Annotated in this window: 10 protein-coding genes; 6 read left to right on the forward strand and 4 right to left on the reverse strand. The window is 71.9% G+C overall.

The genetic code is table 11. The annotated features are described in order from the left end of the window. Positions 1 to 46 precede the first annotated feature (46 nt). Positions 47 to 1,576, forward strand: coding sequence for an MFS transporter (locus AB0N81_RS04460; protein WP_365355552.1), 1,530 nt, complete (start codon positions 47 to 49; stop codon positions 1,574 to 1,576). Positions 1,577 to 1,747: 171 nt separating this feature from the next. Here the strand turns inward: AB0N81_RS04460 and AB0N81_RS04465 are convergent, their stop codons facing one another. Continuing rightward, complete coding sequence (locus AB0N81_RS04465; RefSeq protein ID WP_365355553.1) at positions 1,748 to 3,001, reverse strand: extracellular solute-binding protein; 1,254 nt, start codon at positions 2,999 to 3,001, stop codon at positions 1,748 to 1,750. Positions 3,002 to 3,114: 113 nt separating this feature from the next. Here AB0N81_RS04465 and AB0N81_RS04470 point away from each other — a divergent pair, with 113 nt between their 5' ends. The 5 genes from AB0N81_RS04470 to AB0N81_RS04490 all read left to right on the forward strand — a co-directional run bounded on the left by AB0N81_RS04470 (position 3,115) and on the right by AB0N81_RS04490 (position 8,495). Next, positions 3,115 to 3,840, forward strand: a complete 726-nt coding sequence (locus AB0N81_RS04470) for a TetR family transcriptional regulator (RefSeq protein ID WP_365355555.1) — start codon at positions 3,115 to 3,117, stop codon at positions 3,838 to 3,840. A gap of 191 nt (positions 3,841 to 4,031) precedes the next feature. Next, on the forward strand, positions 4,032 to 4,793 hold the full coding sequence (locus tag AB0N81_RS04475) for a DeoR/GlpR family DNA-binding transcription regulator (protein WP_365355557.1): 762 nt from the start codon (positions 4,032 to 4,034) through the stop codon (positions 4,791 to 4,793). Then, entirely contained in the window at positions 4,790 to 5,737 is a 948-nt protein-coding gene (pfkB, locus tag AB0N81_RS04480) for a 1-phosphofructokinase (RefSeq protein ID WP_365355558.1), read from the forward strand. Before AB0N81_RS04475 ends, pfkB begins: the two co-directional genes overlap by 4 nt. Before the next feature lie 193 nt (positions 5,738 to 5,930). Beyond that, complete coding sequence (locus AB0N81_RS04485; protein ID WP_365355560.1) at positions 5,931 to 8,114, forward strand: fructose-specific PTS transporter subunit EIIC; 2,184 nt, start codon at positions 5,931 to 5,933, stop codon at positions 8,112 to 8,114. Between the two features lie 87 nt (positions 8,115 to 8,201). Further along, on the forward strand, positions 8,202 to 8,495 hold the full coding sequence (locus AB0N81_RS04490; RefSeq protein WP_365355562.1) for a hypothetical protein: 294 nt from the start codon (positions 8,202 to 8,204) through the stop codon (positions 8,493 to 8,495). 28 nt (positions 8,496 to 8,523) lie between these two features. Here AB0N81_RS04490 and AB0N81_RS04495 read toward each other — a convergent pair whose 3' ends face one another. The 3 genes from AB0N81_RS04495 to AB0N81_RS04505 all read right to left on the reverse strand — a co-directional run bounded on the left by AB0N81_RS04495 (position 8,524) and on the right by AB0N81_RS04505 (position 11,949). Further along, positions 8,524 to 9,363, reverse strand: coding sequence for a DUF6227 family protein (locus AB0N81_RS04495; protein ID WP_365355563.1), 840 nt, complete (start codon positions 9,361 to 9,363; stop codon positions 8,524 to 8,526). A gap of 170 nt (positions 9,364 to 9,533) precedes the next feature. After that, a complete protein-coding gene (locus AB0N81_RS04500) occupies positions 9,534 to 10,751 on the reverse strand; it encodes an Ig-like domain-containing protein (protein WP_365355564.1) in 1,218 nt (405 codons plus the stop codon). Positions 10,752 to 10,920: 169 nt separating this feature from the next. After that, complete coding sequence (locus AB0N81_RS04505; RefSeq protein WP_365355566.1) at positions 10,921 to 11,949, reverse strand: P1 family peptidase; 1,029 nt, start codon at positions 11,947 to 11,949, stop codon at positions 10,921 to 10,923. Positions 11,950 to 11,959: the final 10 nt, after the last annotated feature.

Here is an 11,959-nt window from a genome sequence, read left to right on the forward strand (position 1 = left end):
GACAACTAGGTCATGTCCTGGCCTATATGGCCCCTAGCCTTGCCGCATGACTTCACCCAGCACTACCTCCGCCCCCGGGACTCCGGCGCCCGCCGGTGACCGTCGGCGCTGGTTCGCCCTGGCCATCGTGATGACCGCCGCGTTCATGGACCTCGTCGACGTCACCATCGTCAACATCGCCATCCCGGCCATCGAGCGGGACGAGGGCGCCACGTTCAGCCAGATCCAGTGGATCACCGCGGGCTACGCCCTCGCGTTCGCCGCCGGTCTCGTCACCGGCGGCCGGCTCGGCGACATCCACGGCCGCAAGCGGCTCTTCCTGATAGGCGTCGCCGGATTCACCGTCGCCTCCGCGCTCTGCGGCTTCGCGGTGAACCCGGAGATGCTGGTCGCGTCGCGCATCCTCCAGGGCGGCATGGCCGCGCTGATGGTGCCGCAGGTGCTGTCGATCGTGCACGCCACCTTCCCGGCCCACGAGCGCGGCAAGGTCTTCGGGCTCTTCGGCATGATCGTCGGCCTCGGCGCGGTCTCCGGTCCGCTGCTCGGCGCGCTGCTCACCGAGTGGAACATCCTCGGCCTCCAATGGCGCCCGATCTTTCTCATCAACCTGCCGGTCGGCATCGCGGCGCTCGTCCTCGGACGGAAGTTCATCACCGAGTCCAAGGCGCCGCGGGCCCTCAAGCTGGACCTCGTCGGCGTCGTCCTGGTCACCGTCGGCCTGCTGATGCTGCTCTACCCGCTCACCCGCGGGCGCGAGCTGGGCTGGCCGGTGTGGGGCCACGTCATGATGGCGGGCTCCCTCGTCGTCTTCGGCGCCCTCATCGCGTACGAGAAGAGGAAGGCCGCGAAGGACGGTTCGCCGCTCGTCGAGCTGTCGCTGTTCAAGGTGAAGAGCTTCGCCGCGGGCATCGCGGTGCAGACCGTCTTCGGCGTCACGCTGGGCATCTTCTTCCTGGTCTGGACGCTCTACATGCAGGTCGGCCTCGGCTGGACCGCACTGCGCGCCGGACTGACCGGGGTGCCGTTCTCGATCGCCGTCTCGGTGGCGGCCGGCATCTCCGTGCAGAAGCTCGTGCCCCGCTTCGGCCGCAAGGTGCTGCAGGCCGGCGCGCTGGCGATGGCGGCGGGCGTGCTCATCTACATCTGGGAGGCCGGGCGGTACGGCGCGGACATCGCGCCCTGGCAGATGGCGCTCCCGCTGGTCGTCATGGGCATCGGCATGGGCCTGATCGTCGCCCCGCTCACGGACGCGGTCCTCTCGGACGTCCCGAAGGAGCACGCGGGTTCGGCCTCCGGGCTCATCAACACCGTGCAGCAGATGGGCACCGCGCTCGGCCTCGGCCTGGTGTCGGTGGTCTTCTTCGGAGTGATCGACGAGCGGGTCACGCCGGACCGCGTCCCCGCGGAGTTCGTGGACGGGTTCCAGAACGCGCTGTGGTGGGTGACGGGTGTGCTCGCCGTCATCTTCCTGGTGATGTTCGCCCTGCCGGCGAAGCCGCGGGTGCATGTGGAGGGTGCGAGCGAGACCGTGGCCGACGCCGAAAGCCCGGAGAGGGAGCCTTCGTTGGTGCCGTGACCGGATGGCCGGACGGCCGGACGGACGGCGGTACGGGGTTTGCCGCGCCCCTTCAGGGCGCGGGGAACTGCGTGACCAGCCACAACGGGCCCGCAGGCAACGAACCGCCTGCTGAACGAACCGCCTGCCGAACGAACCGCCTGACGAACGAACCGCCTGCCAGGCGGAGCGCTAGAGCTCCGCCTGGGTCGCCGCCGTGTCCAGGGCCTCCAGAACCTTCTTCGGGCTGCCGCCCTTGGCCACCGCCTCGCCGACACGGCGGCGCACCGCGCTTCGGACCTCCGGCCACGAGCCGAGATTCGTCGGCTGGAACTGCGCCTGCGGCATCTGGTCGATGAAGTCCCAGAGCGGCCGCTGTTTCGGGTCCTTGCGCAGGGCGTCCGACGCGGAGCTCGTCACCGGCAGCGCGGACTGGCTGCCGCCGTACGCCAACGCGGACTTACGGCCGTACAAGTAGCTCAGGAACGTCCCGCACTGCTCGCGCCGCCCGTTCTGCTTGAACGCCATCAGCCAGTCGTTGAGACCCACGGGCGGTGCCGCACCGCCGTGCTTCTTGGGGAACGGGGCGTGCCCGTAAGGGAACTTGGCCTGGTCGGCGGCGCCCATCAGGACCGGATGGGCGATCATCATGCCGATCTTGCCGCGCAGGAACTGGGCGTACGCGTCCGTCCTCGTCAGCGACTTGGGGTCGGCGCCCGCGAGGCCGCGCGTCACGAGGTTGTCGCGCAGCCAGGTGAGGGTGTCGATGTTGCTGGGGGTGGCGAAGTCGTACCCGGTGAGGCCCGCGTAGCCGCCGCCGTCCGCGAGGAGCCAGGCGAGCGCCTCGTCCTCGGCGGCCTCGGGGCCGAGCTGCAAGCCGTAGGGGGTGGGTACGCCGATCGCCTTCAACGCCTCGGCCGCGTCCCGCAGTTCGGCCCAGGAGCGGGGCGCTCGGACGCGGGCCTGCTTGAAGAGGGCCTTGTTGTAGAAGAGCCGCGGGGTGCTGGCCAGGAAGGGCAGGCCGTACTGGACGCGGTCGACCATGCCCGCCTCCGCGTAGGAGCGGATGAAGTCGCCCTCGGTACGGACGTCGAACAGGTCGGACGCCCCGTACAGCTTGTCGTCCTCGGCGTAGGGCGCGAAGAAGTTGGACTGCGCGATGTCGGGGGCGTCGCCATCCTTCACGCGCCGGGCCAGGGTCTGGTCGAGCTTGGCGAAGGGGACGCGTTCGAGGTCGACCCGGATGTCCGGGTGGGCCTTCCTGAAGGCGCCGATGAGGCTGCCCCACTGGTCGCCGATCGAGGAACCCACGCTCTTGTCGTAGCTGGCCACGAGGAGCTTGAGCGGGGTGTCGGTCTCCGCGGAACAGGCGCTGAGGCCGGCGGTGCCGAGCGCGGTGGCGCCGGTGAGACCGGCCGTGTGGAGAAGGAACTTCCGACGACGCACCGCTGATTGCCCACCTTTTGCTCGCCCCCGCGCTTCTGACGGTGGCAGATTCTGCCATATAGGCAGTCTGAGTCTCGGGGTGCCGTGGCGTGGGCTGGCATAACCTGCCTGTCATGCCCAGTGGTTCGCAGTCGTCGCAGCCGTCGCCGCCGTTCACGTCGTCGCCGCCGTCGCTGACGGAGCGTCGTAAGACCGAGACCCGTCTCGACATCGCGCGCACCGCCGCGACGCTCTTCGTCGCGGATGGTCTGCGGGCCACCCGCGCCGAGGACATCGCCCGGACAGCCGGAGTCGCCCCGCGCACCTTCTACCGCTACTTCGCGACCAAGGAGGAGTCGGTGGCGCCGCTCTTCGCCGCGGGCGCCCAGCAGTGGGCGGAGGCGGTGCGCCGCGCGCCGGCGGAGCTGTCGGTCCCTGACGCGCTGCGGTACGCGGTCACGGACGCGCTCGCCGCCGACGACGCCGCGGCGGTGGAGTCCCTGGACTGGGTGCGCTCGCTGCTCCGCATGTCGGCGGAGAGCCCGGCGCTGCGCGCGGTGTGGGCGGACGCGTGCCACGCGTCGGAGCAGACGCTGCTGGCGGTGCTCGGGGAGCGTGCGGGGCTCGGGGAGCGCGCGATGCTCGGGGAGCGCGCGGGGCGCGCGGGTGAGCCTGAGCCCGACGGCCCGGCCCGGGACCTGGACCTGCGTCTCGCGGCGGCCGTCGCGAGCGCGGCGGTGCGGGTGGCCGTCGAGACCTGGTCCGCGGGCGACGACCCCGCGGACGCCTCCGGCTCCGCAGGCCCGGCCGCCCTCGCGGCGCGGTGCCTCGCGGCGCTGGACGCCTTTCCCTGGCCGTAGGGCCGGAAGCGCCTACGACCGAATGCCTACGGCCGAAGCTGCCTACGGCTCAGGGCCGAGGCGCCGTGCTGTCGGCAGGACCGAAGTCCGTTTGTGTCCGAGTCGCGCCCGGAACTGTTTACTTTCCCGAAACCCGGCCGTACTCTCCCAGTGAAACCACAAGCTCGGGCATTCGGCGGAGGCGAACGGACATGTACGCACCGGAGCGGCAGCAGGAGATCCTGCGGCTCGCGCGGGACGGCGGGCGGGTCGACGTACTGTCGCTGGCCGAGGAGTTCCAGGTCACCGCCGAGACCATCCGGCGCGACCTGAAGGCGCTCGACCGCGCCGGTCTCGTCCGCCGCGTGCACGGCGGCGCCATACCGGCCGGGCGGCTCGACTTCGAGCCGGACCTCACCGAGCGCGAGGGCACCGCCGCCGACGAGAAGGACCGCATCGCCCGCGCCGCCCTCGCCGAGCTGCCCGCGGAGGGCAGCGTCATCCTCGACGCCGGTTCGACCGTCGCGCGGCTCGCGGCGGGGCTCCCGCTGGAGTCGACGCTCACCGTCGTCACGCACGGGCTGCCCACCGCCGCCCGCCTCGCCGACCACCCCGGCATCCAGCTCCACCTCATCGGCGGCAGAGTCAGGCAGCGGACGCGCGCGGCCGTCGACGCCTGGGCGCTGCGGGCGTACGGCGAGATCCGCGCCGACGTCCTCTTCCTCGCCGCGAACGGCTTCTCCGCCGAGGGCGGCCTCACCACCCCCGATCTCGCCGAGGCGGCCGTGAAGCGTGCGGCCGTCGCAGCGGCCCGCCGCGTCGTGCTGCTCGCCGACTCCGCCAAGCACGGCCAGGAGCACTTCGCCCGCTTCGGCGACCTCGCCGACGTGGACCTGCTGATCACCGACACCGGCCTCACCGACGACGACACGGCCGCCATCGAACGCGGCGGCACGGAAGTAGTACGCGCATGATCCTCACCGTCACCCCCAATCCCTCCCTCGACCGCACCTACGAGGTGCCGTCGCTCGACCGCGGCGAGGTCGTCCGCGCCACCGGCGAGCGCATGGACCCGGGCGGCAAGGGCGTCAACGTCTCGCGGGCCGTCGCGGCCGCGGGCGTGCGGACGGTCGCCGTGCTGCCGCTCGGCGGGGCGCCCGGCGCGCTGGTCGCCCAGCTCCTCGACGAGCAGGGCATCGAGGCCGCCCCGGTGCCGGTGGCCGGACAGACCCGTTCCAACATCGCGGTCGCGGAACCGGACGGCACGCTCACGAAGATCAACGCGCCCGGCCCCGAACTGTCCGAGCGGGAGCGGGAGTCGCTGCTCGCCACCGTCGGCGAGCGGTCGGAGGGTGCCGACTGGATCGCCTGCTGCGGCAGCCTGCCGCGCGGGCTGAAGCCCTCCTGGTACGCGGAGCTGGTGGCCCGCGCCCACGCGGCCGGTGCCCGGATCGCCCTGGACACCTCAGGGCCCGCCCTGCTCGCCGCGCTCGCCGAGCGCCCCGATGTCGTCAAGCCCAACGTCGAGGAGCTCGCCGAGGCCGTGGGCCGCCCCCTCACCACGGTCGGCGACGCGGTCAAGGCGGCGGAGGAACTGCGGGAGTCGGGCGCCCGCGCCGTCCTCGCCAGCCTCGGCGCCGACGGCCAGCTTCTGGTCGACGCGACGGGCGCGTACTTCGCGAGCGCCCCCGTCGACACCGTCCGCAGCAACGTCGGCGCCGGTGACTCCTCCCTCGCCGGCTTCCTGATCGCCGGCGGCACGGGTCCCGCCGCTCTCGCGTCCGCCGTGGCGCACGGCGCGGCCGCGGTTCAGCTGCCGGGCAGCGCGATGCCGAGCCCGTCCGACCTCGTACCTGACGCGGTCACCGTGACGGGCGACGTCCCGATGGACCGCGTACTGACGGAGCCCGCCGCATGAGCCCCACGTTCCCCCCTGCCACACCCCTCTCAACAGCCCCCGTCCCCCCGGCTGTCCCCACCCCATCAGCTGCCCCCGTCCCCCCAGCTTCCCCCGCCCCCCTGGCTGTCCCCACCCCATCAGCTGCCCCCGTCCCCCCAGCAGCTCCCGCCCACCGAGCGGTACGGGCGATACGCGTGCGAAGGAGCCCGCGATGACCGAGATGATCACCGCGGACCTGGTCGACCTCGAACTCGACCAGTCCGCCGAAACCAAGGAAGCCGCGGCCCGCTCCCTCGCCGAACGCATGGTGGCGCTCGGGCGCGTGAGCGACCTGGACGGGTTCCTGGCCGATGTCGCGGCCCGCGAGGCGCAGATGCCGACCGGCCTGGACGGCGGCATCGGCATCCCGCACTGCCGCAGCGCGCACGTCACCGAGCCGACCCTCGCCTTCGGCCGCTCGGCACGCGGCATCGACTTCGGCGCGCCGGACGGCCCCGCCGACCTGATCTTCCTGATCGCGGCCCCGGCGGGCGCGGACGACGCCCATCTGACGATCCTGTCGTCGCTGGCACGGCAGCTGATGGACGCGGAGTTCACGACCGCGCTGCGGTCGGCGCGTTCGGCCGCGGAGGCGGCGGCACTGATCAGCGGTGACGCTGCCGCCGCCGAGGAGACCGGCCCGGCGGCCGCCCCCGAGACCGGCACCGGCATCGGGACCGGCACCGGCATCGGGACCGGCATCGGGACCGGCATCGGCACCAGCACCGGCACCGGGACCGGCACCGGGACCGCCCCCGAGACCGCCCCCGAGACCGGCGATGGCTCCGGCGCCGATACCGGCGCCGAGGAACCCTTCCGCATCGTCGCCGTCACCTCCTGCCCCACCGGTATCGCCCACACGTACATGGCCGCGGAGTCCCTGGAGAACGCGGCCCGCGACGCCGGTGTGGAGATCACGGTCGAGACGCAGGGGTCGGCCGGTTTCGCCCGCCTCGACCCCGCGGTGGTCGCCGCCGCGGACGGCGTCGTCTTCGCGCACGACGTCCCCGTGCGGGACAAGGACCGCTTCGCCGGGAAGCCCACCGTCGACGTGGGAGTGAAGGCGGGCATCAACCGCCCCGCCGAACTCATCGCGGAAGTACGGGAGAAGGCCGCACGCGGCGAGACGTCCGCCCCCACCGGCGGCCCCACCTCCGGAACCAGCCCCGTCGACACCACGGGCGACAGCGGCGACGGCTACGCCACCAAGCTCCGCAAGTGGCTGATGTCCGGCGTCAGTTACATGGTCCCCTTCGTCGCCGCGGGCGGCCTCCTGATCGCCCTCGGGTTCGCCATCGGCGGCTGGAAGATCGACAAGGCCCCGTCCGTCGCCGAGCACTTCGTCTGGACGGACCACACCAGCTGGGCCGCGCTGCTCTTCCAGATCGGCGGGCTGGCCTTCGCCTTCCTGGTCCCGGTCCTCGCGGGCTACATCGCCTACGGAATGGCCGACCGCCCCGGTCTCGTCCCCGGCTTCGTCGGCGGCTCGGTCGCCGTCACCATCAACGCGGGCTTCCTCGGCGGCCTGGCCGCCGGCCTGCTCGCGGGCGCCGTCGTCATGGGCATCCAGCGGGTGCGCATCCCGGCCGTGCTGCGCGGCATCATGCCGGTCGTGGTGATCCCGCTGATCTCCTCGGCGGTGGTCGGCTTCCTGATGTTCCTCGTCGTCGGCAAGCCCATCGCCTCGCTGCAGAGCGCGCTGACCGACTGGCTGGAGGGCCTCTCCGGGGCCAACGCGATCATCCTCGGCGTCATCCTCGGCCTGATGATGTGCTTCGACCTCGGCGGCCCGCTGAACAAGGTGGCCTACGCCTTCGCGGTCGGCGGCCTCGCCCACCCGACCGACGGAAGCCTCAAGGTCATGGCCGCCGTGATGGCCGCGGGCATGGTCCCGCCGCTCGCCATGGCGCTCGCCACGACGGTCCGCGGACGCCTCTTCACCAAGACCGAGCGGGAGAACGGCAAGGCGGCCTGGTTCCTCGGCGCCTCCTTCATCACCGAGGGTGCGATCCCGTTCGCGGCGGCCGACCCGCTGCGCGTCATCCCCGCCTCCATGGCGGGCGGCGCGGTCACCGGCGCCCTCTCGATGGCCTTCGACTGCACCCTGCGCGCGCCGCACGGCGGTGTGTTCGTGGTCCCGCTGATCGGCCAGCCGCTGCTGTACCTGGTCGCGATCGCCGCCGGCGTCTGCGTGACGACGGTCGTGGTCGTCCTGCTCAAGGGGGCCAGGAAGGCGCCACCCGGCGAGGCGCGGGCGGCGGAGGAGAAGGCAGCGGCGGAGGAAAAGGCCGGGGCGGAGGAGAAGGCCGGGGCGGGTGCGGCGGCTGACATCAAGGAGTCCGCAACGGCGGTCTGAGGCGGAGTGTGCGACTTGCGTCACTTCGGGACCTAAGTCCCATTACCCCCTGTCGGAAGAGCCCGGCCCTGTTGTCTACTGGGCCGCATGCTCCGGGATGTCTCGATCGTTCAGCAGATAGGCGTGTCCGTGCTCGCCGTGGCGACCGTCGTCTGGGCCGTCGGCCTGGTGCGGGTGATGCGCAAGGACCGCTTCGACGCGGAGGCGTGGCGGCAGAGCCGGCCGCTCGGTGCTTCCCCCGGCTCTCGGCTTCGGGCGAGCGGGGGAGGCGTCATCTCGGCCCAGCCGGGCCCGCCGCGTGCGGAGACCGTGGAACTCACGGCGGACGAGCGGGCCGCCTTCGCCGGTCTCGTACGACAGTTCGGCGAGGGCCGCTCCTGAGCCACGCGGCGTCCCGGCTCCGGCTCCTTCAGCCCTGCGTCGGGCTGTTGCGGTTGGTTCGGTTGGTTCCACTCGCCCGGTTGGTCCGGTTGGTCCGGCTGTCGTGGCCGCGTGCCGTCCAGTCACGGGCCCTGCGCTCCATCGCGGCGCGGGCCGCCTCCTCCGTGTCGTACACCTCGCACATGTGCCGTCCGTCGGGCGTGAGCGTGTGCTCGACCTCCCACAGGCTGACCTCGCCGCCGTCGAAGAGCAGGAACGCGTGCTCGTAGAGCGCGAAGCACATGCGTATCTCCCCGGACAGGCAGGGGCGGCCGAAGGCCTGGGTGATCTGGTGCGCGAACGCCGCGCGCAGCAGCCGCTCGACGCTCTTGTCCGGCCGGTCGCCGTCGGGGTTCTCCGCGCGGCGCAGGAGCCGGCGCGCGTGGTCCGCGGAGTCGTCGGGAACGTACGCGTGCCGGGGCTCGGAGTCGGCCGGGAGCTGGAGCACCACGGGCCGACCGCACGCGGGCGGGTCGGGCGGCAGCGGCAGACGTGAGGTGGCGACGCCCGCCTCCTCCTCGTCTGCGTAGACCTCATGGGTCGGGGCGCTGCCCGGTGCGGTGTTGTGGACGAGCTCCCAGAGGGTGAGCACAGACGCGTCGGCGAGCAGCCAGGTATGTCTGTACGTCTCGCGGTGCAGCCCCGAACTGTGGTGCGCGGAGTGCAGGGAACTGTCGTGGGCCAGCGCCGAGCCGAGACGGGCCAGCACCTCGTCCGGCAGGTCGAAGGAGTTCAGGGCGCGGCCGAGGAGTCGCTCGAGGTGCTCCTCCGGAGAGTGTGGCTCGGGCGACTCGGGTGGCTCGTACGCAGTGTCGTACGGAACGCTCAAGGCTTACTCCCGGCGTTGCTACATGTCACCTGGTGAGTGCATACCGTAGCCCCTGGGTCCGACATCATGCCCGGGAACAGGAAAACGCGCGAGCCACGCGGGAAGTTCCCACGTGGCTCGCTCAGTTGAGGGGGTGAGGGCGTCCGGGTGCGTGGGCGCCTGGGCGCGTGTCAGGTCGCGCTGCCCGCCGTCCACTCGCTCCACGACATGTTCCAGCCGTTGAGGCCGTTGTCCGGGGAGATGGTCTTGTCGGGAGAACCGGTGACCGACACGACGTCGCCGATCAGGGAGTTGTTGTAGAACCAGGCGCCCTGGGTGTTCGGGTCGCCCGCGCCGCGCGCGTCCTGGAGGCCGACACAGCCGTGGCTGGTGTTGGCGCTGCCGAAGATCGACGGCGAGCCCCAGTAGTTGCCGTGGATGAAGGTGCCCGACGTGGACAGCCGCATGGCGTGCGGTACGTCCTTGATGTCGTACTCGCCGCCGAAGCCGACCGTGTCACCGTTCATCCGGGTCTGGGTGAACTTCTCCGAGATCACCATCTTGCCGTTGTACGTCGGGTTCGACGGGCTGCCCGCGGAGATCGGGACGGTCTTGATGACCTTGCCGTCCCGCTCGACCGTCATCTTCTTGGCCTGCACGTCGACGGTGGAGACCTGCGCGCGGCCGACGGTGAAGGTGACCGTCTTGTGCTGCACGCCGGTGATGCCGTTCCCGCCCTTCACGCCGTCCAGGTTGATCTTCATGGTGACCTTGGAGCCGGCCTTCCAGTACTCCTCGGGCCGGAAGTCCAGGCGCTGGTTGCCGAACCAGTGGCCGACGACCTTCTGGCCGCTGCTCGACGTGACCGTGATGTTGGACTGGACGTCCTTCTTCTCCGTGATCGCCTTGTCGAAGTTGAAGGAGACCGGCATGCCGACGCCGACCGTGCTGCCGCCGTCGGGCGTGTAGCTGCCGATGAAGCTGTTGGCCGTGGAGACGGTGGTGAACGTCGCGTTCTCCGTCGCCGCGTTGCCCTTGGCGTCCTTGGCGTTGGCGGTCACCTTGTACTTCGTGCCGCGCTCCAGCTGTGCCTTGGGCTTCCAGCTGGAACCGTCGCCGCTGATGGTGCCCTCGACCGCGGCGCCGGACGTCACCGACGTCATCTTCACGCTGGTCAGCTTGCCGCCCTTGACCTTGACGCCGGTGGCGTTGATCGAGGCGTCGGTTGCGCCGTCCTTGGACGAGATGGTGATGTCGGCGCCCTTGGCCGCCGAGGTGCCGCCCTTCTTGTCGTCCTTGGCGTCGGCGTCCCCGCCGCAGGCAGTGAGGGTCAGCGCGCCCACGGCGGCGAGCGCGGTGGCGGCCAGCAGGGCACGGCGCCGGGGGTTGACTATGACCGACCTTGTCACGGGCTGCTCCAAGTACGTGTTCTGATCCAGTTACGTGTTCTGATCCAGTACGAGTTAAGAGCGACCTGTGCGCGGAGAGGTTCCGTCCGGACAGTGTGAGTGTGGGCACACTCGGTGAGCCCAACGGCCGTGCGCCGCAGGCGTTTTGGCCTCTTCTGAGCTGTATGGACTATTTGTTGTAGAGGTCGAGGTAGGCGGGGAAGGTGCCGCCCGGCGTCCGGACCGAGTCGGCCGCCAGCATCGCCCGCGTGATCGCCTCGGTCACCAGGTCGGCGCCCGCGGCGAGGATCTCGTTGAGGGCGAGGGGGTTCTCCGCGGCGAGGGCGTGTTCCCCGGTGGCCAGGGCGAAGACCGTGTCGCCGTCGTTGAGGAGGTGGACGGGCCGCACCGCACGCGCCATGCCGTCGTGCGACGTACCGGCCAGCTTCTGCGCCTGCGCCTTGGTGAGTTCGGCGTCGGTCGCGACCACGGCGAGAGTGGTGTTCAGCGGCGGCGGGCCGTTCTCGGCGGCGGCGTCGGCAAGGCGACGCTTCGCCTCCTCGTGGACCTCTGGCGCCGGGTAACGCACCTGCTGCCCCTCGAAGTACCGCCCGTACAGCGCCCCCGTCGCCGGATCGACCCCCGACCCCGCGGCGTTCGCGACGACCAGCGCGGCGACCGTGACCCCCGACTCCAGACGCACGCTCGCGCTCCCGACACCGCCCTTGAACCTGCCGACCACCGCGCCGGTGCCCGCGCCGACGTTGCCCTGCGCGACCGGGGCGAACGGCTCGGCGCGCGCGGCGTCCTCGACGGCGGCCCGGCCGGTCGCCGCGTCGGGCCGGGCCGTGAAGTCGCCGCCCCGGCCCAGGTCGAAGACGCAGGCGGCGGGCACGACGGGGACGACGTGGGAGGGGTCCGGCCCGACCCGCACGCCCCTGCCCTGCTCCTCCAGCCAGGCCATCACCCCGGACGCGGCGTCCAGCCCGTACGCACTGCCGCCGGTGAGGACGACGGCCTCGACGCGCTGCACCAGGTTGCGCGGGTCGAGGGCGTCCGTCTCCCGGGTGCCGGGCCCGCCGCCGCGCACGTCCACGGCGGCGACGGCCCCGCCCTCCGGTGCGAGAACCACGGTGGTCCCGGTGAGCCACCCGTCGCCGGCCCGTGTGGCATGGCCGACGCGGAGGCCCGCGACATCCGTCAGGGAGTCAGTAGTCATGCCCGATGCG

This window comes from Streptomyces sp. NPDC093510, assembly GCF_040683555.1.
In the GTDB taxonomy this organism is placed as follows: domain Bacteria; phylum Actinomycetota; class Actinomycetes; order Streptomycetales; family Streptomycetaceae; genus Streptomyces.